Annotated in this window: 13 protein-coding genes, 1 tRNA gene, 1 other RNA gene and 2 pseudogenes; 10 read left to right on the forward strand and 7 right to left on the reverse strand. The window is 71.7% G+C overall.

Annotated features, from left to right (window positions below; translation table 11 throughout):
• Positions 1 to 113: 113 nt before the first annotated feature.
• The 3 genes and pseudogenes from purD to ffs form a co-directional block, all read right to left on the reverse strand.
• Positions 114 to 1,367 (reverse strand): phosphoribosylamine--glycine ligase, encoded by a 1,254-nt coding sequence (purD, locus tag GTY58_RS21695; RefSeq protein WP_010985577.1) that lies wholly within the window; start codon positions 1,365 to 1,367, stop codon positions 114 to 116.
• 175 nt (positions 1,368 to 1,542) lie between these two features.
• Positions 1,543 to 3,988, reverse strand: a pseudogene (locus GTY58_RS21700) (DNA polymerase III subunit gamma and tau).
• Positions 3,989 to 4,071: 83 nt separating this feature from the next.
• Positions 4,072 to 4,170, reverse strand: an RNA gene (ffs, locus tag GTY58_RS21705) — signal recognition particle sRNA small type.
• A 71-nt stretch (positions 4,171 to 4,241) separates the two neighbouring features.
• Between ffs and GTY58_RS21710 the strand changes: the two genes are divergently transcribed.
• The 8 genes and pseudogenes from GTY58_RS21710 to GTY58_RS21745 all read left to right on the forward strand — a co-directional run bounded on the left by GTY58_RS21710 (position 4,242) and on the right by GTY58_RS21745 (position 14,701).
• Positions 4,242 to 4,329: transfer RNA gene (locus GTY58_RS21710), tRNA-Ser, on the forward strand.
• A 270-nt stretch (positions 4,330 to 4,599) separates the two neighbouring features.
• Complete coding sequence (locus GTY58_RS21715; protein WP_037647804.1) at positions 4,600 to 7,323, forward strand: SpoIIE family protein phosphatase/ATP-binding protein; 2,724 nt, start codon at positions 4,600 to 4,602, stop codon at positions 7,321 to 7,323.
• A gap of 195 nt (positions 7,324 to 7,518) precedes the next feature.
• The gene (locus GTY58_RS21720; protein ID WP_010985580.1) at positions 7,519 to 9,117 is read left to right on the forward strand and encodes a M1 family metallopeptidase; all 1,599 of its coding nucleotides are present in this window, start codon (positions 7,519 to 7,521) and stop codon (positions 9,115 to 9,117) included.
• A 304-nt stretch (positions 9,118 to 9,421) separates the two neighbouring features.
• Entirely contained in the window at positions 9,422 to 11,437 is a 2,016-nt protein-coding gene (locus GTY58_RS21725) for an N-acetylmuramoyl-L-alanine amidase (RefSeq protein WP_010985581.1), read from the forward strand.
• A 352-nt stretch (positions 11,438 to 11,789) separates the two neighbouring features.
• Positions 11,790 to 11,993 (forward strand): cold-shock protein, encoded by a 204-nt coding sequence (locus GTY58_RS21730; RefSeq protein WP_010985582.1) that lies wholly within the window; start codon positions 11,790 to 11,792, stop codon positions 11,991 to 11,993.
• A 431-nt stretch (positions 11,994 to 12,424) separates the two neighbouring features.
• Entirely contained in the window at positions 12,425 to 13,933 is a 1,509-nt protein-coding gene (locus GTY58_RS21735) for a DEAD/DEAH box helicase (RefSeq protein WP_010985583.1), read from the forward strand.
• A 111-nt stretch (positions 13,934 to 14,044) separates the two neighbouring features.
• A pseudogene (locus tag GTY58_RS21740) lies at positions 14,045 to 14,311 on the forward strand (CBS domain-containing protein); the annotation flags it as partial.
• A 75-nt stretch (positions 14,312 to 14,386) separates the two neighbouring features.
• Positions 14,387 to 14,701: an SCO5918 family protein gene (locus GTY58_RS21745; protein WP_010985585.1), complete on the forward strand. Its 315-nt coding sequence runs from the start codon at positions 14,387 to 14,389 to the stop codon at positions 14,699 to 14,701.
• A 136-nt stretch (positions 14,702 to 14,837) separates the two neighbouring features.
• Here GTY58_RS21745 and GTY58_RS21750 read toward each other — a convergent pair whose 3' ends face one another.
• Positions 14,838 to 16,427 carry a HAMP domain-containing sensor histidine kinase gene (locus tag GTY58_RS21750; protein WP_037647631.1) on the reverse strand — a complete coding sequence of 530 codons (1,590 nt, stop codon included), beginning with the start codon at positions 16,425 to 16,427 and terminating at the stop codon, positions 14,838 to 14,840.
• Between the two features lie 109 nt (positions 16,428 to 16,536).
• Positions 16,537 to 17,241 carry a response regulator transcription factor gene (locus tag GTY58_RS21755; RefSeq protein ID WP_107083101.1) on the reverse strand — a complete coding sequence of 235 codons (705 nt, stop codon included), beginning with the start codon at positions 17,239 to 17,241 and terminating at the stop codon, positions 16,537 to 16,539.
• Positions 17,242 to 17,396: 155 nt separating this feature from the next.
• Here GTY58_RS21755 and GTY58_RS21760 point away from each other — a divergent pair, with 155 nt between their 5' ends.
• Both GTY58_RS21760 and GTY58_RS21765 read left to right on the forward strand, forming a co-directional pair.
• Positions 17,397 to 18,590, forward strand: coding sequence for a DUF3500 domain-containing protein (locus GTY58_RS21760; RefSeq protein ID WP_010985588.1), 1,194 nt, complete (start codon positions 17,397 to 17,399; stop codon positions 18,588 to 18,590).
• A 60-nt stretch (positions 18,591 to 18,650) separates the two neighbouring features.
• The gene (locus GTY58_RS21765) at positions 18,651 to 19,940 is read left to right on the forward strand and encodes a HupE/UreJ family protein (protein WP_010985589.1); all 1,290 of its coding nucleotides are present in this window, start codon (positions 18,651 to 18,653) and stop codon (positions 19,938 to 19,940) included.
• Positions 19,941 to 20,076: 136 nt separating this feature from the next.
• Here GTY58_RS21765 and GTY58_RS21770 read toward each other — a convergent pair whose 3' ends face one another.
• Positions 20,077 to 21,255, reverse strand: coding sequence for an HTTM domain-containing protein (locus tag GTY58_RS21770; RefSeq protein ID WP_237528852.1), 1,179 nt, complete (start codon positions 21,253 to 21,255; stop codon positions 20,077 to 20,079).
• The gene (locus GTY58_RS21775) at positions 21,245 to 21,826 is read right to left on the reverse strand and encodes a DUF5819 family protein (protein ID WP_042493378.1); all 582 of its coding nucleotides are present in this window, start codon (positions 21,824 to 21,826) and stop codon (positions 21,245 to 21,247) included. The genes GTY58_RS21770 and GTY58_RS21775 overlap by 11 nt, the downstream gene beginning before the upstream one ends.
• Positions 21,827 to 22,149 lie beyond the last annotated feature (323 nt).

A 22,149-nucleotide genomic window follows, 5' to 3' on the forward strand; every position in this document is an offset into this window, starting at 1 on the left:
CAGCGGCTCCGCCACGACGCAGGCCCCGAATCCTTGGACGGATTCGGGGCCTGCGGGGTTCGTCCTTCGGGGCCTGCGGGGTTCATCTTCGTTCGTCGTCGGCGGGAGGGGGATCAGGCTCCGACGGCGGCCTTCGCGGCGATGTCCGTACGGTGCTGGGAGCCGTCGAGGCCGATGCGGTCCACCGCCGTGTAGGCACGCTCGCGCGCCTGTACGAGGTCGGAGCCGGTCGCGGTGACCGAGAGGACCCGGCCGCCCGCGCTCACGACCGCGTCGCCGTCGTGCTTCGTCCCGGCGTGCAGGACGTACGCGTGCGGGGCGTCCTCGGCCGCGACCTCGTCGAGCCCGGTGATCGGGTCGCCGGTGCGCGGGGTGCCGGGGTAGTTGTGGGAGGCGATGACCACGGTGACCGCCGAGTCGTCGCTCCAGCGCAGGGACGGCAGGTCCGCGAGGGTGCCGTCGGCCGCGGCCAGGAGCACGCCCGCGAGCGGGGTCCGCAGCCGGGCGAGGACCACCTGGGTCTCGGGGTCGCCGAAGCGGGCGTTGAACTCGATCACGCGTACGCCGCGCGAAGTGATCGCGAGACCCGCGTAAAGAAGACCGGAAAACGGGGTGCCGCGGCGGCGCATCTCGTCGACGGTCGGCTGCAGGACCGTCTGCAGAACCTCCTCGACGAGTTTCGGGTCGGCCCACGGGAGGGGCGAGTACGCGCCCATGCCGCCGGTGTTCGGGCCCTCGTCGCCGTCCAGAGCCCGCTTGAAGTCCTGGGCGGGCTGGAGCGGGACGACGGTCACGCCGTCGGTGATCGCGAAGAGCGAGACCTCGGGGCCGTCGAGGAACTCCTCGATGACCACCCGCTCACAGGCCCTCGCGTGCGCCTTGGCGGCGTCGAGGTCGCTGGTGACGACGACGCCCTTGCCCGCGGCCAGTCCGTCGTCCTTCACGACGTACGGGGCGCCGAAGGCGTCGAGCGCCTCCTCGGCCTCTTCCGGCGTCGTGCAGACGTACGAACGCGCGGTGGGTACGCCCGCTCCTGCCATCACATCCTTGGCGAAGGCCTTGGAGCCCTCGAGCTGCGCTGCCTCCTTGGAGGGGCCGAAGACCGGGATGCCGGCCGCGCGGACGGCGTCGGCGACCCCGGCGACGAGGGGTGCCTCCGGGCCCACGATGACCAGATCGGCACCGAGCTCGGTGGCCAGCGCGGCCACGGCCGCGCCGTCCAGGGCGTCGACCGGGTGCAGCTCGGCCACCTCGGCGATACCTGCGTTGCCGGGGGCGCAGTGCAGCGCGGTGACGTCGGGGTCGAGGGACAGGGAACGGCACAGGGCGTGTTCGCGGGCGCCACTACCGATGACAAGGACCTTCACGGGGTCAGCCTAACCGGCTGGGGCGGGTGCTTTTGTGGGGGCCGCCGAAGGGGGACGGCGCGATGGTTTGTGCGTTCGTCCTAGTCGAAGGGTCGGGCGAGGAACGGGCGGGGGCTGTGGGACATCCGCGACGCCGCGAGCCACACCCCTCCTCGCCGGGCCGCTGCCGGCGCCCTTACTCGTGGGAGAACTCCTCCATCACCGTCGCCCCGAGCTCCCGGACGATCAGTTCGTGGCCCGAGAGGGCGGACTCGTCGAGGTCGGGGTCGTCGTCCTCCCCCATGTCGTCCTCGGGGGCGATGTGCCGTGGCGGAGCGGGCGGTGGTGTGGATGCCGGGGCGGGCGCAGTCTGTCTGGCGGACGGGGCCGGAGCCACCGACGCGGCGGGGCCCGGCGCCGGTGGGGCGGACTGCTGCGGCGCGGGGCGCGGGGCGGCCGGAGCTCCGCCGTACCCGCCGCCGAAGCCGGAGCCGCCGCCCGCGTTGAACCCGGCACCGCCGCCGCCGAACCCGGGGGCCGGAGCCCCCGCCCGCCGCTTGGGCCGAACCGCCCGACGGGTCGACGACCGCCTCGATCTTCCACTGCACGTTGAACTGCTCGGCCAGCGCCTGCCGCAGTACGTCCTCGCTGCCGCTGCTCGCGAAGTTGTCCCGCGCGCCCGCGTTGACGAAGCCGATCTGGAGCGTCGTGCCGTCGAAACCCGTGACCTGCGCGTTCTGGCTGAGCAGGATCCAGGTGAAGCGGCGCCGGTTCTTCACCGCCTCCAGGATGTTCGGCCAGAGCATGCGGGGGTCGGGCCCACCGGCAGCCGGGGCGTAGGCCGCGGCGGGAGCGGGCGCCGGGGCTGAGGGCGCCGGAGCGGAAGCCGGGGCAGGGCCGGAAGCGGGGGGAGCGGCAGAGGCAGCGGCGGCCGGAGTCTGCGGCTGTCCCCCGCCCGCGGGCGTGGCCGTCGGCCAGCCACCCGGACGCCGGCCGCTGCCCGCGGCGCTCGCGGTGGGCCAGGCTCCCGGTGCGGGCGCGGGCGCGGCGGCGGGAGCCTGCGGCTGGGTATGAGGTTGTGGCTGTGCCGGTGGCTGGGGCTGGGGCTGCTCAGCGGTCGGCTGGGAAGCGGGCGGCGCAGCCTCCGCGGGCGCCTCCTGGACGGGCGCCGAAGCCGCGCCCGAGCCGGCCACCCCGGCGTCGACATCCCCGTACGCGGCCTCCGCACCCGGTACGCCCTGCCCGGCGGCAGGACCGCCCGCCCCACCGGGCCCGCCCCGCACCGCGGCCCGAGCCGCATCGACTCCGCCCCCCGGCGGCACCTGGGGGGCCTGCTGGGCGTAAGACCCCTGGGACATCTGAGGCATCTGCGGCACCTGAGGCGTCTGGGCCGGCTGAGACATCTGAGGCACCGAAGCCCCGCCGTGCGCGCCGGGCCCGGGCACGTACCCCATGGCCGGCCCCGCACCCCCGCCGGAGAAGTTGACGCCGCGCTCCAGCCGGTCCAGCCGGGCCATGAGCGAACGGTCGTCGCCGTACGCCGCCGGCAGCAGCACGCGCGCGCAGATGAGTTCGAGCTGGAGCCGGGGCGAAGTGGCGCCCCGCATCTCCGTCAGCCCCTCATTGACGAGGTCGGCGGCCCGGCTGAGTTCGGCGGCGCCGAAGACCCCGGCCTGGGCCTGCATCCGCTCCACGACATCGGCGGGAGCGTCGATGAGCCCCTTCTCGCCCGCGTCGGGCACGGCGGCCAGGATCACCAGGTCCCGCAGCCGCTCCAGCAGGTCGGCGACGAACCGCCGCGGATCGTTGCCCCCCTCGATGATCCGGTCCACGACCTCGAAGGCCGCGGCTCCGTCGCCCGACGCGAACGCCTCGACCACCGAGTCGAGCAGCGACCCGTCCGTGAACCCGAGGAGCGAGGTGGCCATGGCGTACGTCACACCGTCGGCGCCCGCTCCCGCGAGCAGCTGGTCCATGACGGACATGGAGTCACGTACGGAACCGCCGCCGGCGCGCACCACGAGCGGCAGCACCCCGTCCGCGACGGGGATGTTCTCCCGCCCGCACACGTCGCCGAGGTACTCCCGAAGGGTCCCGGGCGGCACGAGCCGGAAGGGATAGTGATGGGTCCGCGAACGGATGGTTCCGATGACCTTCTCGGGCTCGGTGGTCGCGAAGATGAACTTCAGATGCTCCGGCGGCTCCTCGACGACCTTGAGGAGCGCGTTGAAACCGGCCGACGTGACCATGTGGGCCTCGTCGATGATGTAGATCTTGTACCGGCTGCCCGCCGGTCCGAAGAAGGCCTTTTCCCGCAGGTCACGCGCGTCGTCCACACCACCGTGCGAAGCGGCGTCGATCTCGATGACGTCGATCGATCCCGGCCCGTTCCTCGCGAGGTCCTGGCAGGACTGGCATGCGCCGCAGGGGGTGGGCGTGGGCCCCTGCTCGCAGTTCAGGCACCTGGCCAGGATGCGTGCGCTGGTGGTCTTCCCGCATCCGCGCGGACCGCTGAACAGGTACGCGTGATTGACCCGGTTGTTCCGCAGCGCCTGCTGCAGCGGGTCGGTGACATGCTCCTGCCCGATGACCTCGGCGAACGACTCCGGGCGATAGCGGCGGTACAGCGCGAGAGACGACACACATACGAGGTTATAGGCGCCCACTGACAACCAGGACCGCCCGAACGGCTCGCCCCCGCTCGCCTCCCCCACGCCCCTCCGGGAACGCAAGCGCCCCCCACGCACCCGCCAGAGCCAACCTACCCTTGCTGACTTCCGGCCCTGGGGGAGTTCAGTCAGATAGCGCCACGTGAGGGGCTGCGCTCACAGTACCCGATCCGAGCGGGGGGAACGAGTTCGCGAGCACTCCTCAACGTCTTGTATTGTTTGCGGCGGAGGATTCGCCTAGAGGCCTAGGGCGCACGCTTGGAAAGCGTGTTGGGGGCAACCCCTCACGAGTTCGAATCTCGTATCCTCCGCCAGTGCCTCACCGGGCACGATGTCGAAGGGCCCCGCTGCTTGCAGCGGGGCCCTTCTTCGTTGTCCGTCCCGGTTTCCGTGTCGGTCGGCTCTTCGGTCGGCCTTCAGTCGGCTTGAGGCGGGCGGCGCCCACCGGGTCCCGGCTTGCCGCCGAAGTCGGTTCGGCCTCGCGCAGAGAGTGTTATGAAGGGTACGTGAAGGTGCCTTTCGGGCGATATCGGACCCCGTTGCGTCCTCCGCCCACCGGACGCTCGCGTGATCGTCGCGCTTTCCTGCTCACCCCGCGCACTACGGCCGGGCAGGTGTTCCTTCTTCAGGTCGTGATCGTGGTGCTGCTGGTCGTGGCCGCGGTGGCGGCCATGGTGCTCGAGGCGGCGCGTGAAGCCGTGCAGCAGGCGCAGCGGGATTCGGTCGTCGCGGCGCAGTCGTTCGCGAGTGCCCCCGGGATGGTCGAGGCCCTGCGCGGCCCGCACCCGACCGCGGTGCTGCAACCGCGGGCCGAGGAGGCACGGAAGAAGGCGGGCGTGGATTTCGTCGTCGTCATGAACACCCGGGGGATCCGTTACACGTACCCCTACCCGCAGGAGATCGGGAAGAAGTTCGTCGGCACCATCGAACCGGCGCTGCACGGCCGTACCGTCGTCGAACAGGCCGGCGGCCCGCCCCTGCCGACCGGGGAGGGAACGGCTGTGCAGGCGGTGGTTCCGGTGACCGATGCGCGCGGCACGGTCGTCGGACTGGTGTCCGCCGGGATCACGGTCAAGAACGTGGCGAGGCTGTGGCTGCCGCAGTTGCCGATCGCTCTCGGCGCCGGCGCGGCCGCGGTGGCGCTGGCCGGGGCCGGGACGACGCTGGTGTCCCGGCGGCTGCTGCGGCAGACGCGCGGCCTGGCCCCGGCGGAGCTCGCGGGGATGTACGAGCACCACGACGCGGTCCTGCACGCGGTGCGGGAAGGCGTGCTGATCATCGACGCCGACGGGCGGCTGGTGCTGGCCAACGACGAGGCGAAGCGGTTGCTGGGCCTGCCCGGGGACGCGCGGGGGTCCCTGGTGCGGGAGCTGGGTCTGCCGGAGCAGATCACGCGCCTGCTCACGTCACCGGAGGAGGTCACCGACGAGGTGCTTCTCGCCGAGGACCGGTTGCTGGCGGTGAACAAGCGGCCCACCTTCCCGGACGAGGGCCGGGGAGGCAGCGTGGTGACATTGCGCGACACCACGGAGCTGGCGACGGTCTCGGGGCGGGCCGAGGTGGCGCGGGAGCGGCTGAAGCTGCTGTACGAGGCCGGGGTGCGGATCGGGACGACGCTGGATGTGAGGTGTACGGCGCAGGAGCTGGCCGATGTGGCGGTGCCGCAGTTCGCCGGGGTCGTCACGGTGGATCTGCTGGATTCGGTGCTTCAGGGGTGGGAGCCGACGGCGGAGGGATGGCGGCGGCTGCGGCGCGCGGCGATCGGCGGCGAGCACGAGATGATGCCGATGTATCCGCTGGACGAAGTCATCACGTTCTCGCCGAAAACCCCGCAGATGCTGGCGCTGAACCAGGGGCAGGGCGTGCTGGAGGCGGACCTGCGGCAGGCGCGCGGCTGGCAGGAACAGGATCCGGAGCGCGCCCGGGCCGTCCTGGAACGCGGGGTGCACTCGCTGGTGAGCGTGCCGCTGCGAGCGCGGAGCGTGTCGTTGGGCGTGGCGAACTTCTACCGGACGGGGGACTCCCCGGCGTTCGAGCCGGAGGATCTGTCCTTCGCGGAGGAGCTGGCCGCGCGGGCCGCGGTGGCCATCGACAACGCCCGGCGGTTCACCCGGGAGCACGCGATGGCGGTGACGCTGCAACGCAGTCTGCTCCCCCGGGGGCAGCCGGAGCAGGACGCGCTGGAGGTGGCCTGGCGGTATCTGCCGGCGGAGGCGGGGGTCGGCGGGGACTGGTTCGACGTCATCCCGCTGCCGGGCGGACGAGTGGCGCTGGTGATGGGCGACGTCGTCGGTCACGGGCTGCACGCGGCGGCGACGATGGGCCGGCTGCGCACCGCGGTGCACAACTTCTCCACGCTGGACCTCCCCGTGGACGAGGTGCTCGGGAACCTGGACGACCTGGTCATACGCATGGACAACGAGGAGAGCGCCGACGACGCCGCACAGGCCCACGAGGGAGAGGGGGTGACGGGAGCGACCTGTCTGTACGCGATCTACGAGCCGGTGACGGGGGCGTGCACGGTGGCCCGTGCGGGACACCCCGACCCGATCGTCGTGCGCCCGGACGGGACCGTCACCTGCCCCGATGTGCCGGCCTCGGCCCCGCTCGGACTGGGCAGCCACCCCTTCGAAACCGCGGAGCTGCACCTGCCGGAAGGCTCACAACTGGTGCTGTACACCGACGGCCTGGTGAGGGACCGCACCCGCGACCCCGATGTCGGGCTGGACGGGCTGCGCCTGGCGTTGAAGGGAGCCGGGGAGCGTACTCCGGGGGAGACGTGCCAGGCGGTGATCGACGCCCTGAAGCCGACGCACCCCTCCGACGACATCGCACTGCTGGTGGCGCGTACTCGGCTGTTCCCACCCTCACACGTGGCCGAATGGGACGTGCCGTCGGACCCGGCGGTGGTGCCCTCGGTGCGGGCACGGTGCAGGGAGAAACTGCGGGAGTGGGGGCTGGAGGAGTCCGAATTCACCACGGAACTGATCCTCAGCGAGCTGGTCACGAACGCGATTCGGTACGGATCTCCGCCGGTCACCGTAAGACTGCTGTACGGGCGCTGTCTGAGCTGCGAGGTGTCGGACGCCAGCAGCACCTCGCCACGCCTGCGGCGGGCGGCGACCACGGACGAAGGCGGGCGGGGGCTGTTCCTCGTAGCGCAGTTCGCGGAGCGATGGGGAACGCGGTACACGCCCTACGGCAAGGTCATCTGGGCGGAACAGACCCTGCACGACAGCGCGTCCGCCGCTCCCGCCCACACACCCATCGACGTTCTCCTCGAGCAGTTCGGTGATCCCGCCATGTGAGCCGGTGAGCCCGTGAGCCTGTGAGCCGGTGAGCCCGTGAGCCCGTGAGCCCGTGAGCCAGGGCAGTGCGCTCGCGGGAGGGGGCAGCGGCTTATAGCCCATCCGAGCGGGTCATACGGGGACATAGATCACCATATGAATGTCTTACTGGCATAGTGCGGCCATGAAGACCCTTGCTGCCCGCCGGTTCCTCCGGTGAAGGCGTCGTTCACGCGGTCCCCGCGGGAATCGGCCGGGCGGGGGCGCCCCCGCCGTGGCCGCCGTACCCGCCGCACGGCTCTCGCTCTCGGTCTCGCCCTCGCCGGTGCCGTCGGGATCACCGGTGCCGCCGTCCTCGTCGGCGCCCTCCCCTACGGGGGCCACCGCTCCCCGGCCCACCCCGGCACCCACGCCCCGGGCGCCTCCGCCGCCTCGTCCGGCGCGGCCCCGTCCCCCGGCGCGCCGGGCATCGGCGACCCGCTCCTGCCGCTCGACGGCAACGGCGGCTACACGGTCGGCCACTACACGCTCGCCTTCGACTGGCGGACACCGAGGACGCCCTTCGAGGCCGCCACCACCATCAGCGCCACCGCCACCCAGGCCCTGTCCCGCTTCGACCTCGACTTCGCGGGCAACACGCTGCACACGGTCACCGTCGACGGCGCGCCGGCGACCGCCGTACGCGACGGTGACGAGCTCGTCGTCACTCCCGCGAAGCCGATCCCCCACGGGAGCGCTTTCACCGTGCGGGTCGCCTATACCGCCGACCCGACGCAGCGACGGCACCGCAGCGACGCGATCGCACACTACGGATGGGTGCCCACGCCCGACGGCACCGTGCTCTATCCACAGCCCAACGGCGCCAAGATGATCTTCCCGGCGAACGACCACCCGAGCCTGCGGGCGCCGGTCACCTTCCGCATCACCACCCCGGCGGACCTCAGCGCGGTGGCCAACGGCCGGCTCGTCGAGCGCGTCCGGCGACCCGACGGACGGGTCCGCTGGACGTACGACTCCGAGCAGCCGCTCGCGGCGCAGCTGGTCCAGGTGGCGATCGGGAAGTTCGCGTTCGCCGAAAGCACCGGTCCGCACGGGCTGCCGGTCCGGGACGTGGTCCCGGACGGCCTGGTCACCGACACCGAGGCGTACCGTTCGCTCACCCCCGGGCACCTGGCCTGGCTGGAACGGCGGCTCGGCCCGTACCCGTTCAGCCGCTACGGCGTGCTGGTCGGGGACACCGACCTGCCGGTGGCGCTGGAGACGCAGTCGCTGTCCCTCGTGCCGAGGGCCGACCTGCTGGGTGCCCGGGTCGGCGCCGAGCGCAACCTGGTGCACGAGCTGACCCACCACTGGACCGGCGACAGCGTAGCCATCCGGCGGTGGTCCGACCTGTGGCTGAGCGAGGGGCACGCCAGCTTCTACGAGCGTCTCTACTCCGACACGCACGGCGGTGACAGCTTCGAGGGGGCGATGCGGGCGGCGTACGAGCAGCACGACCAGTGGCGTCACGACGACGGGGCACCCGCCGAACCCAGCGCCGAGCCGGCCCTGTTCAAGCAGATGCGGTACGACGGCTCGGCGCTGGTGCTCTACGCCCTGAGGGAGAAGGTCGGTGAGGAGACCTTCGACAGGATCGAGCGGGCCTGGGTGACGAAGTACCGGGGCCGGGCCGTCGGCACGCGGGATTTCGTCGCGCTCGCGTCCGAGGTCGCCGGCGAGGACCTGAACGCGTTCCTGACCCCGTGGCTGTACGGGGCGCACACCCCGCCCATGCCGGGGCACCCCGACTGGCAGGTGGACCCGGTCCAGGACTGACCGTCCCTGACCGTCACACCGCCGGTGCCGGACCGCGGCGCGTCGCGCGGGACGGAAACTCGCGCCGGCCTCTCCCCGCCGGAGGGGCCGTGCTGCCGCCGACCGGGCCGCAGGGCTCGTACTGCCGCCGACCGGGCCGCCAGGGCTCGTACTGCCGCCGACCGGGTGGCCTGTGCCGGGCCGCTGGTCCACGCCGGTGACCCTTGGCGCGACAGCGCGTGTCGGGCACGGAAACGTACAAGGGGTGGTGCAAAGGGCAACTCCGTTGTCCTGGTCGCGACGAACCTGGTTGGAGACCCTTTTGATGAGAAGACGTCTCGCCCCCCGTGTCGCCGGTGCCGTCCGCAGGCGCCGCCGGACCGTCCGCGTGACCGCTTCGGCGGCGCTCCTGGTGCCGCTGCTGGCCGGCCCGTCGGCCTGCGTCGGCGGCACGACGCCCGACCGGCACCTGCAGAACGACTTCACCGACGCCGCGGACGACTACCACGTGCCGTTGAGCGTGCTCATGGGCGTGTCCTACCTTCAGTCGAGATGGGACTCCCGGCCGGGCGCCCCGAGCGTCGTCGGCGGCTACGGGCCGATGCACCTGGTGGACACCCACCAGGACCGGACCCCGTCCCCGTCGGCGCCGCGGCGCGGGAGTGCCCAGCCACCCGCGGTGGCGGCGGGGCCGTCGGCCGCGCAGGGGGCGACCTCCTCGGGCAGCCCCTCCGCGCAGCCGGCGGCGGACCTGCGACGGGCCGCCCGCCTGATCGGGGCCCCGGCGGGGCAGTTGCGGACGGACGCCGCCGCCAACGTGCGCGGAGGCGCGGCGCTCCTGGCGGCGACGCAACGACAGCTCGGCAAGCCGCTCAGCGCCGACCCGGCGGACTGGTGGGAGGCGGTGGCGCGCTTCTCGGGCACGGGCGACACCGCGGCGGCGGCGACGTACGCGAACGACGTCTTCTCGGTGATCCGCCGGGGCGCGAACCGCACCACCGTCGAGGGACAGCACCTCACCCTCCCCGCCAGCCCGGGCGTGCGCCCCCACACCCCGCGCCCGCAGGGCGCACAGCGGCCGAAGGAGGTCGAGTGCCCCGCGGAGCTGTCCTGCGACTGGCTCAGCGCGCCGTACGTCGAGATGGACGACGGCCAGTACGGCAATCACGACCTGGCCGACCGGCCCAGGGACCAGAAGATCGAGTACATCGTCATCCATGACACCGAGGCGATCCTGCCGTCCATGCTCAGGACCGTGCAGTATCCGACGGAGGCGTCGTGGCACTACTCGATCCGCTCCAGTGACGGGCACATCACCCAGCACGTCAGGACCAAGGACGTGGCCTGGCACTCCGGGAACCAGTTCGTGAACGCCCGCTCGATCGGCATCGAGCACGAGGGATTCCTCACGCAGCCCGACGCCTGGTACTCGGAGCAGATGTACCGGTCCTCGGCCCGCCTGGTGCGTTACCTGGCGAAGAAGTACGGCATCCCGCTCGACCGGCAGCACATCTTCGGCCACGACAATGTGCCGGCCCCGACCGCCTCGAGCATCCCCGACATGCACGACGACCCCGGCCCCTTCTGGGACTGGCGGCACTACTTCGACCTCCTCGGCGCGCCCCTGCGTGCCACGGCCGGACCGGACAGCGACGTGGTGACGGTGCTGCCGGACTTCGCCACCCACAAGCCGCTGTTCACGGGGTGCGGCAAGAGCGGTGAACCGTGTGCGCAGCACGGCTCCAGCGCCGTCCGCCTCCACACCGAGCCGGACGAGGACGCCCCGCTGATCCAGGACCCGGGCCGGCGCCCGGACGGCGACGACTCCACGGAGGACGTCAACGACCTGGGGTCGCGGGCCTCCGCCGGCCAGACCTACGCGGTCGCCGGGCGCGGCGGCGACTGGACGGCGATCTGGTACCTGGGCCGCAAAGCGTGGTTCAGGAACCCGAAGGAACATCCGACGGCCGTCGGTGCGAGCGGCCGGACGGTGACTCCGAAGGACGGCCTGAGCGAGATCCCGGTGTACGGGCGGGCCCTCCCGGAGGAGGACGCCTACCCGGAGGGGGTGCCGGAGCAGCCCGAGTCGCCGCTTCCGTACAGCCTCCTCGCGGGCCAGCGGTACGTGACACAGTCCCGCGACGTCGGTTCCTACATCGACAGGTCGTCCTTCAGCGACACACCGGACCTGGTGGTGAAGGGCCGGGAGGAGTACTACGAGATCCAGTTCGGCCACCGGCTCGCCTACGTCCGGGCGAGCGACGTGGACGTGGACGAGGTGAGCGCACCGGCCACGGCACAACCGCCGTCAGGAGAGGGGGCGCGCCGGCCCCGGCGGTGACGGGCAGGGCGTGCCGGCGACGCGGCCGTCGCTCATCCTTTTTGCGGAAACACCGCGTTCCCGGCCGACCCATATCTGTGGCCGCGGTGAGAGAAATCGACGCAACGCGCTGTGAGAATTTCTTACGCGACAGGCGGAGGGAAAATATCTGCCACACACAACCGACCGTGCCGTGCTACTGTCGATCTCAGTTGCAGTTGTGGTTCCCAAAAACTTCAAGTGTCCTCATCGGCCTTCCGGGCCGAGGAGAGCACTTCTGTATTTCCGGTCATTCTCCGGGTGGGGCAATCATCGCAGTGACGCGGAGTCCGCACAGTGCGAACTCCGGGAAATGCCCCGAAGGAGATTCAACATGGCTACTGGCACCGTGAAGTGGTTCAACGCGGAAAAGGGTTTCGGCTTCATCGAGCAGGACGGCGGCGGCCCGGACGTCTTCGCCCACTACTCGAACATCGCCGCCCAGGGCTTCCGCGAGCTCCAGGAAGGCCAGAAGGTGAACTTCGACATCGCGCAGGGCCAGAAGGGCCCGACGGCCGAGAACATCGTTCCCGCCTGACGCTGACGCGTACTTCGTAGCTGGGGCCCGCACCTTGGGGTGCGGGCCCCAGCTCGTTGCATTCTCGGACACCCCCGCGCCACACCACGGAGACCGGCCCTCACCGGTCGCCACACCGTGGAGACCGGGCCTCACCGGCGGCGTCGGCGCGAGCGCTCCGCAGTCGCACCGCACGCAGTCACACCGCACGCAGTCACACCGCACGCGGACGCTCCGCCCCGGATTCCGGGTGCAAACCCGCCGGATATTTCGATGTGGATGCCCCACGCATTTCTGTCCGGGGCCCACCATTCATTTCAGCGACGCGACCCGAACATTTTCTTCCGGTCCGATCCGCATTCTTAGTCGATTTGGCTCGTTCTTGCGATTCCCCGCGATGTTCGTTTTCCTCGGGAATTCCTTGATACGTGCCGCATCAAGGAAGGTTCCGCATGAACCGCACACGCACGAACGACCGCTTCGACCGCACCCGCACCAAAAGCTCCGGCGCCGCACGGGGCGGCAGCCGCTTCGGCGCCGCGAAGTCCGGCTCGCCGAGCCGCTCGGGTGGGCACGGCCGTCGGCCGTCCGCGCCGCAGGGCGAGTTCGCGCTGCCGGTGACGACCACCCCCGCGCTCCCCGCCGCCGAGAAGTTCGCTGATCTCGCCATGCCGTCGCAGCTGCTGGCCGCGCTCAGCTCCGAGGGCGTGACCACCCCGTTCCCGATTCAGGCGGCGACCCTGCCGAACTCCCTCGCGGGCCGGGACGTCCTCGGCCGCGGCCGCACCGGGTCCGGCAAGACCCTCGCCTTCGGCCTCGCCCTGCTGGCCCGTACGGCCGGTCAGCGCGCGGAGCCCCGGCAGCCGCTGGCGCTGGTCCTCGTACCCACCCGCGAACTGGCCCAGCAGGTCACCGACGCGCTCGCGCCGTACGCCCGCTCCGTGAAGCTGCGGCTGACCACGGTGGTCGGCGGCATGTCGATCGGCAGGCAGTCCGGTGCGCTGCGCGCCGGTGCCGAGGTCGTCGTGGCGACTCCCGGCCGGCTCAAGGACCTCATCGACCGTGGCGACTGCCGGCTCGACCAGGTCGGCATCACCGTCCTCGACGAGGCCGACCAGATGGCGGACATGGGCTTCATGCCGCAGGTGACCGCCCTGCTCGACCAAGTACGCCCCGAGGGCCAGCGGATGCTGTTCTCGGCCACCCTGGACCGCAACGTCGACCTGCTGGTCCGCCGCTATCTGACCGACCCGGTGGTTCACTCCGTCGACCCGTCCGCGGGTGCGGTCACCACGATGGAGCACCACGTGCTCCATGTGCACGGCGCCGACAAGCACCAGGCGACCACCGAGATCGCGGCCCGCGACGGCCGGGTGATCATGTTCCTGGACACCAAGCACGCCGTCGACCGGCTGACCGAGCATCTGCTGAGCAGCGGGGTGCGCGCCGCGGCCCTGCACGGCGGCAAGTCCCAGCCGCAACGCAACCGGACCCTGAGCCAGTTCAAGACGGGTCATGTGACGGTGCTGGTGGCAACCAATGTCGCGGCGCGCGGCATCCACGTCGACAACCTCGACCTCGTCGTCAACGTCGACCCGCCGAGCGACCACAAGGACTACCTGCACCGCGGCGGCCGCACCGCCCGCGCCGGCCAGTCCGGCAGCGTCGTCACGCTGGTGACGCCCCACCAGCGCCGCGACATGAGCAGGCTGATGACGGTCGCCGGCATCGTCCCGCAGACCACCCAAGTACGTTCCGGTGACGCGGAGCTGAACCGCATCACGGGCGCCCAGGCCCCCTCGGGTGTCCCGGTCACCATCAGCGTGCCGGTCGTGGAACGCCCCCGGCGCAGCGCCTCTTCGTCTCGCGGGCGCCGCAGCCGCACGGCGCAGAACCGGCGCAACGGCCAGGCGGCACGCGGTTCGTCCCAGCGGCAGACCACCGTCAGCGCGGCGGCCTAGGTCCTGTGGCGAAAGTGGCGCCTGTCGCGAATGCAGCGATGACGCCACTTTCGCCGCAGGGTCACCCCCTTCGTGACCGGGCGGATCGTCCATCTCCTCAGGAGGCACCTTTTGACACTGGTTCAGATGCAGCAGCGCTCGGTGGATGCAACTCCCACGGCCGTGGTCGACGTCATGGACACGGCCGGGCCGCAGGTCTGGGCCGCCATGACCGTCGAGGTGGCCTTGTCCGTCATGGCCAGCGCCCGGGCCGAACACTTGTTCCTCTGCGACGAGGACGGCCAGTGCACGGGCCTGATCACCCGGGCCCAGCTCACCGTCGTACGCGACAGCCCCTCCTACACCGATCAGGTCCGTCTTGGGGACATCCTCGGCGACGCCTCGGGCGTTCTCGAGTTCTCCCGCTGATCGACGTACCCCGAGCCGCCGCTCTTCCGCTACCTGTGAGGCATCATGCGCTGTGTCATCGCCCGTTTCCCGTTCGACCTCTCCAAGAGCGGGGTGGTGGCCTCGATGAAGGGCGTCAAGCCCGAGCCCATCGTGGGTGAGTCCGTGCAGATCGGCCGCCGCCACTTTCCCGTCAAGCAAGTGGGCGAGGTCGTCACCCGGCAGGACCGCCGTGACTTCAGCGCCCAAGAAGTCGTCCGGGCCATGACCCGCCTCGGCTTCACCTGCCACGACCTCGCCGAGCCCGCGCCCGCCCGTGTCCTGACTCCGCTCCAGAGCGCGTCGGCACTGCTCGGCACACCGGCGCCCGCGCCCGCGTAGGCCCGGGCCCGCACGGTCACGAGGACGGGCGACGGCCCACACCGCAGCACATGCACGTGAGGGATCTGTCGGCGCGCGCCGACAGATCCCTCATTCGTTCATTTGTTGGGAGTGGCCGAAGTCGCGGGGCGGTGGGTCACGTGTCCGGCGTCGCTCGCGGTCGAGACGAGCCCGCGCCGCGGTCCGGTTCGACGACATGGCCCGGTTCGACGAGATGGTCCGGGTCGACGACATGATCCGGGCCGACGAGATGGTCCGGATCGGCCGCCTGCTCCGGATCAGCCGCCTGCTCCGGACCGGCGACGCGCTCCGGACCGCCCGCGCGCTCCGGAGCGGACCGTGGCAAGAGCCGCGAGCTGTGCGCGGTGAAGCCGACCGCCGCCCCGCCGCCGGGGCGTGGGCGCGCGAAGGCGGTGCCGCCGTGGGCCTCGGCGACGTCGCGGACGATGGCCAGGCCGAGCCCGGACCCGGGCAGGCCACGGGCGGTGTCGGCCCGGTGGAACCGGTCGAACACGCGCTCCGCGTCGGTGGCGCCGATGCCCGGCCCCCGGTCGGAGACGGTGACCGTGCCTCGGTGGATGCGCACCTCGATGGGGTCGAGGCCGTCACGGTCGAACTTGGCGGCGTTCTCCAGCAGATTGCCCACCGCGCGTTCGAGCGCCTCGGGGCGGCCGTGGACCACGGTGTCGTCGGCGTCGATATGGAACAGACGGCGGGTGCGCCGGTGCACGCGGCGGGCGGCGCGGCGGGCCACCTCGGCCAGTTCCACGGGCCCTTCGGGCTCCTCGCGGCTGCGGGCGAGGGCCAGCTCGACGAGGGAGTCGACGAGGTGGCTGAGCTCGCGCGTCTCACCCTCGACGTCGTGGAGGAGCCGGTCGCGGGCGTCCGGGGAGAGCTCCGTGATCCGGCGCAGGACGGTGGCATTGGTGCGCAGGCTGGTCAGCGGGGTCCGCAGCTCGTGGGCGACGTCCTGGACCAGCCGCTCCTGGGCCTCACGGGCGACGGCGAGCCGGGTGAGCATCCTGCCGAACGACGCCGAGAGCCGCCCGACTTCGTCGCGTCTGCCGTCCACCAGGGCCGCACCGTCGACGCGGCCGTCGACGCTGACCTCTTCGGCGACCCCGGCCAGCCGCACCAGGCGCCGGGTGATGCGCCGCGCGAGCAGCCATCCCGCCCCCGCCGCGGCGAGCATGACCACGAGGCCGGCTCCGGCGATCTCCCTGGCCATGCCGCCCAGTACGTAGTGCGTCTGATCGACCTGGACCGCCACCTGGAGAGCCCCGCGGTCACGGCCCAGCGCGGTGGTCAGCTGGCGGTGCGTGGCGCGATCGACGACGACCTCGGTGGTACGCGACTCCCCGGGTTCACCGGAGGCGGCCAGGGCGCGCGCGGCGTCGGACACCGGCAGCGCCACGGGCGGGCCGCCGAGATGGGTGGGCGTGCCGTCGGGCGCCACGGCCTGCACGGTCACCTGCCACTCCGCTTCGTCCCCCGGTCCGGGCCGGTCCGGCCCGGGGAAGAGGTCCGGACCCTGGGTGACCTCGTCGGAGAGGGCCAGCGCCCGGTCCTGGTCACGGGCCAGGGCGACCGTGACCGACCGCAGCGTCCGGTCGATCTCCGCGGTGACGCGGTCGGAGGCGGCGCGGTAGCTCAGCATCCCGACCAGTACCGCCACCACGGCGCCGACAGCGGCAAAGGAGAGCGCGAGCCGCGAGCGCAGACTCATGGCCACCGCCTCACAGCCGCGCCGCCTGACAACCGCGCCTCACAGCCACCGCCCCACAACCGCGCCGCCTGACAACCGCGCCTCACAGCCACCGCCCCACAACCGCGCCTCATGGCCGCCGCACCGCGTAGCCCACGCCCCGCACGGTGTGGATCAGGTCGGGCGCGCCGGCGTCGGCGAGCTTGCGCCGCAGATAGCCGACGTAGCTCGCGAGGTTCTTGGCGTCCACGCCGACGTCGTGGCCCCAGATCCGCCGGTAGACCGCCGCGTGGTCCAGCACGATCCCCTCGTTGCGTACCAAAAGCTCCAGCAGGTCGAACTCGGTCCTCGACAGCCGCAGTTCCTCGTCCGCCCACCACACACGCCGGGCGGCCGGGGCGACCAGCAGCGACGCGATCCGCAGTACGTCACCGGCCCGGGCCACCGGCTCGTCGACGTCCGGCGTCAGATCGCCCCTGCGCAGCAACGCCCGTAATCGGGCGAGCAGTTCGGGTATCTCGAACGGCTTGGGCAGATAGTCGTCGGCCCCGGCGTCCAGGCCGGCGATGCGGTCCCGGGTCCCGGCCCGCGCGGTGAGCATCAGCACCGGGGTGCGGTCACCGTCGGCGCGCAGCACACGGCACACGCCCACCCCGTCGACGTACGGCATCATCACGTCGACCACCAGGGCGCTGAAGGAGCCCCGACGGGCCCGGGCCAGCGCCTGCACCCCGTCGGCGACGGCGACGACGTCGTACCCCTCCAACTCCAGTGCCCGCGCGAGGGATTCGCGGACCGCACGATCGTCGTCGACGACGAGGACACGATTCACCACGTCCACATGATGGCCCACTGCCTCAGGAGCAACGGTCGTTTCCCGACCTCACTCCCGCCGCAGCTCTTACCCAACTCCGGACTTCCTCCCTCCGAGGTCTGAGACCACTCACCCACCATGGGAGCCCCTGACCGCGCCCCCCACGGGAGTCCCCCATGTCGACCGTCAGCGTCCGACTCGCGCGCCGTGCCTCAGTCGCCGCCGCGTGCGTCGCCCTCGCCGCCACCGGCTGCACCGCCCTCAACTCCGCGTCCTCCACGTCGGCCCTGGCGGCCAAGGCTCGGATCCCGGCCTCCGCGGCCCGGCACGGCGCCGGCGGGGCGAACACCGCCCAGGTCGTGGCCGCCGCGAACGCCTTCCTCGCGACGCTCTCCGACGAGCAGAAGGACACCGTCCTCTACGACTTCGACGACGCCGCCAAGAAGACCGGCTGGTCGAACTTCCCGACCCCCGTCGTGGCGCGCAACGGCCTCAAGTTCGGCGATCTCACCGACGAGCAGGAGGCCGCGGCCCTGAAGGTCATGGAGGCCGCGCTCAGCAAGAAGGGGTACGAGGAGCTCGTCGAGATCCGCAAGGCCGACGACTACCTCGCCACGCTGCCGCCCCGCACGCCCACCCCACCGACCAGCACTCCCACGGCCACTCCCACCGGCACGCCGACCGCCACTCCGACCGGAGGCGGCGGCCGTCCCCCGGGCGGCGGCGGAGGCGCCAACTTCGGCTCGGAGTGGTACTACATCTCCTTCTTCGGACTGCCCAGCAGGACAGGTGAGTTCACGGTCCAGTACGGCGGCCACCACGCGGCCTACAACCTCACCTACGCCGGCGACAACGTGAGCATCTCGCCCACCCTGACCGCGGTGGAGCCGATGGAGTTCAACTGGGAGGACCTGTACTACGCCCCGCTGGAGGACAAGCGGACCTCCACCATCGGGGCCATCCAGTCACTCACCGCCGACGAGCTGACCGCGGCCGAGATCGACGGAAGCTTCGACGACCTGTACCTGGGTCCCGGCCATGACGGCCCCTTCCCGCAGCAGCCCGAGGGCGTCCTCGTCAGCAGCCTCACCAAGAAGCAGCGGGCCGAGGTCACCGCGATGCTGAAGGCCTGGGTCGACGACCTGGACGAGAAGGCGGCCAAGCGGCTCATCGCCAAGTACGTCTCCGAGTACGACAAGACGTACATCGGCTGGAGCGGCGGGACGACGCTCGACAACAACCAGACGTACGTCCGTCTCGACGGACCGTCCGCCTGGATCGAGTTCTCCAACCAGCCCGGCGCCTCGACCGACGGGATCCACCAGCACACGATCTTCCGGGACGAGACCGCCGACTACGGCTGGGAATGACCGGAACGAGACACGACAGGGAGATCAGGAGAACAGGGACAAGGGACAAGGGACAACACCATGCGCCGCTTCCTGCCCGCACTCCTGCTCGCGGCACTGATGCTGGTCGGCGGCCTCGCGTCGCCGGCCGGCGCCCACCCGATGAGTACCTCGGCCGTTCTCCTCGACATCGGCGACGACCGGGTCGAGGGAGAGGTGCAGCTGCCCATCGACCGTCTGGCCATCGCCGTGCACCGCGACCTCACCCGGGACAGCGTCCTCGCCGCCGACCGGGCGTTCCTGAAGCGCTACGTCGCCCGGCACATCAGCGCCGTCGGTGAGAACGGCACGCCCTGGGCCGTCACGCTCGGCACGGCGTCGGTCCGGACGATCGACGGGGCTGCGCACCTCGTCCACCCGCTCACGATCCGGCCGCCCGACGGCCACGTCACCGACTTCGACCTGCGTTACGACGTCGTCGTCGAGGAACTGCTCACCCACCGGGTCATCGTCACCGTCCGGTACGACTTCGACCGCGGCATCCTGAAGGCCGACGACGCCAGCACCCTCGGAGTCTTCGACTGGGACACCAGGAGTCTGAAGGTCCCCGCGGGCGAGGGCTCGTGGACGCGGGGGTTCGCCACCACCGCCGGTCTCGGCATCGAGCACATCGGCGAGGGCGCCGACCATCTGCTGTTCCTGCTCATGCTGCTCATCCCGGCCCCGCTGGTGGCGACCGGGGGCCGGTGGCACGCCGCCGCTCCGTCGGCGCGGCGCGGCATCGTCCGCGTGGTCCACGTCGTCACCGCGTTCGCCGTGGGCCACTCACTCACCCTGGCGCTGGCGGCCGCCGGAGTGATCGACGTGCCGGCCCGGCCGGTCGAGACGCTGATCGCCTTCTCGATCGCGGTGTCCGCGGTCCATGCGCTCCGGCCGCTGGTGGCCCGCGGCGAGGTGTTCATCGCCAGTGGCTTCGGGCTGGTGCACGGGCTGGCGTTCGCCTCGCTGATCGGCGACCTCGGCCTCGGCCGAGGGTCGCTCGTGACCACGCTGCTGGGCTTCAACCTGGGCATCGAGCTGACGCAACTGCTCGTCGTCGCGCTGATGATGCCGTCGTTGCTCGTTCTGGCCCGTACGTCCGTCTATCCCGCGTTCCGCATCGGGGTGGCCCTCGTCGGCCTGCTGTTCTCGGTGTCCTGGATGCTGGAGCGCGCGACGCTGACCTCCGCCGACCCGTTCGAGGGCATCCAGACGTGGCTGGTCGGGCACCCGCTGCTCGTCGCCGCGTCGGTCGCCGCACTCGCTGTCGTCGCCCGGCGCACCGCCCCACGGACGCCTCGGGCCACGCCCGAACACTCAGGCGCCCACTGACCGCGTACGCGCGGTGGCCGCGGTCGCTTCGGCGCACCCCGGAGCACTGCGCGGTGGCCGTGGTGGCTGTTGTCGCTGCGGCGCACCCCGAAGCACTGCGACGCACCCCGAAGCGCGGTCGGCCGACGCCGGCCGGTCAGGCGCGCCGTCCCCTTACCGGAGCGGCTGCGGTGCGCGGGCTCGACACCGCGGACTGCGGCGGCAGGAACGCGGATTCTCCGCGGGCCGGGGCACCTGCCTCCGTGCTGCCCGTCCGCCGGCCGGCGCGTCGCCACAGCCGCCCCAATAGGAGGTAGCAGCGGTCCGGCAGGAACACGGCGTCCGCGACGATCATCGCGCCCGAGAAGAGGGGCAGTCCCAGCAGTACCGCGATCCCCAGGTGCATACCCAACAGCACGGTCAGTACCGGGTACTTGAGCCTTCCGAACAGAACGAACGGAAAGGCGACCTGGAGCAGCACCGTCAGGTAGCAGGCGATGGCCATCAGCACGTCGTGCTCGTCCGTCAGGAGGGAGAGCTCGGGCCAGGGGCGGAACAGGTCGAGGTTCAGGACGTAGTGGAGAGCGGTCCCGTTGCCCCAGGAACCACCCTGCACCTTGTAAAGGCCGGCGGACCCGTAGAGGAAACAGACCTGGGCCGCGATGACGAACATCCCGCAGTTGTGCAGCACGGCCGTCAGGGTCCGGCGGGAGGCGCCGAGTTGCCGCCGGAACCCGTCGGCTTCTTGCCGCGCCGGGGGGCTCGCGGCAGGGCTCGCACCTGCCCTGAGCCGGGTTCTGCGGGCATCCAGGGACCAGCGTCGGCCGCAGGCGGTGAAGACGAGGTACACGGCCATGAGGAGGACGAGGTTGTCCCCTCCGTCCGTCATGAAGATCGCCCTGGCGTGGAACGACGCGACCACGACCGCGAACAGCACGGACACCGCTCTGGTCCGCCAGCCCAGCAGGAACAGTGCGCACGTGACCAGGGCCAGCGCGTAGCAGGCCTCGAAGTACGCCCGGCCGTCGGACAGGGTGAGGATGCTGACCCACCCCGTCTGGTCGAACAGCTGCCTCGCCAGCTCGGGCGTCCACGGTGAGCCGGGGCCCCAGATCTCGTCGCGGTGCGGAAACTCGCGCAGCAGGAAGGCCAGATAGAGAAGTCCGTATCCGATGCGCAGGACCGCCGCGGCGTACAGGGAGACCGGCCGCTCGGTCAGCTCACCGAGGAACACCCCGATCCGGCCGGGTACCCGGTGCGGCGCGCCTGCCTCCAATCCCTCGGAGCCGGTCTCGATGGCACGGGGGCGCGGTGCGGGTACCCGCTCAGTTTCCATGGGATTCCACCTTCCACCAGGGCAGATACCGCGTGTCGACAGGCTTCGGCGCGACCGTGGCCGGTCGGGTGCCGTCTGCGGCGGCGGGCGCGGCGACGGGCAGAGTGACCACTCGTAGTTGGATGGACTCGAAGGTCCCGCCACGATGGGCGGCCACGCGGTCCGCCGCGATGTTGGCCAGGTACCGCTGCGTCATCAGCGCCCGCTGCGTGCGCGGCAGGTCGTCGGAACCGTGGGTTTCGAGGTAGCAACTCCAGGCCCGCCGCAGCATGTTCTGCGCCGTGTGACTCGGAAAGGGGTTGTGCCGCACCGCGGCGTCGTCGACGGCGGTCAGATCGGACCAGTCGCTCACCCGCACGCTGCCGTCCGGGGCGGTGTGCATGGTCCTGGCCACGATCTGGCGGTTGACCGACTCCGGGTCCGGGGCGAAGAGTCGCCAGTTCTGCTCGAACAGGGGGAAGACCCATGCGTTGATCTGCCGGCTGTACTGCTGGGAGAGCGGGTTCGGGGGCGCCACGTGCAGAAACACCAGCAGCACATGGACCAGGACCGTCGTCAGACACAGGGCCACGGCAGCCGTCGTCCCCGCTCGCAGGAGGGCCGACCCGGGCTGTGAAGCCCCTGGAAGCGCAACGGATCTCCGGCCCTCCCGCGGCGCCGTCGGCCCGGCCCCGGGCAGCTCCGATTCGTCCGCATCCGCATCCGGTGCCGCGACACCACCCAGCACGGCCCCACCCGGCCTTTCCATCCCGGCTCCCCTCACTGTCTCTCCTGGGCTTTGGTCAGCGGCGCGCGGCGGGATCGACAACGATCCGCCGCGCGCCGCCCGTCCCTCCCGCTCATGCGGACGGCTGCTCCCGAGCACTGGGCCTGCCGGAGGGACGCACCTGTGGC

Source organism: Streptomyces sp. SID5469 (assembly GCF_009862865.1).
GTDB lineage: Bacteria > Actinomycetota > Actinomycetes > Streptomycetales > Streptomycetaceae > Streptomyces > Streptomyces avermitilis.

Excerpts from the sequence above, each read along its gene's own strand:
- GTY58_RS21725 (WP_010985581.1), top strand. The coding sequence starts at position 9,422 with ATGAGAAGACGTCTCGCCCCCCGTGTCGCCGGTGCCGTCCGCAGGCGC.
- GTY58_RS21730 (WP_010985582.1), top strand. The coding sequence starts at position 11,790 with ATGGCTACTGGCACCGTGAAGTGGTTCAACGCGGAAAAGGGTTTCGGC.
- GTY58_RS21735 (WP_010985583.1), top strand. The coding sequence starts at position 12,425 with ATGAACCGCACACGCACGAACGACCGCTTCGACCGCACCCGCACCAAA.
- GTY58_RS21745 (WP_010985585.1), top strand. The coding sequence starts at position 14,387 with ATGCGCTGTGTCATCGCCCGTTTCCCGTTCGACCTCTCCAAGAGCGGG.
- GTY58_RS21750 (WP_037647631.1), bottom strand. The coding sequence starts at position 16,427 with ATGAGTCTGCGCTCGCGGCTCGCGCTCTCCTTTGCCGCTGTCGGCGCC.
- GTY58_RS21760 (WP_010985588.1), top strand. The coding sequence starts at position 17,397 with ATGTCGACCGTCAGCGTCCGACTCGCGCGCCGTGCCTCAGTCGCCGCC.
- GTY58_RS21765 (WP_010985589.1), top strand. The coding sequence starts at position 18,651 with ATGCGCCGCTTCCTGCCCGCACTCCTGCTCGCGGCACTGATGCTGGTC.
- GTY58_RS21770 (WP_237528852.1), bottom strand. The coding sequence starts at position 21,255 with ATGGAAACTGAGCGGGTACCCGCACCGCGCCCCCGTGCCATCGAGACC.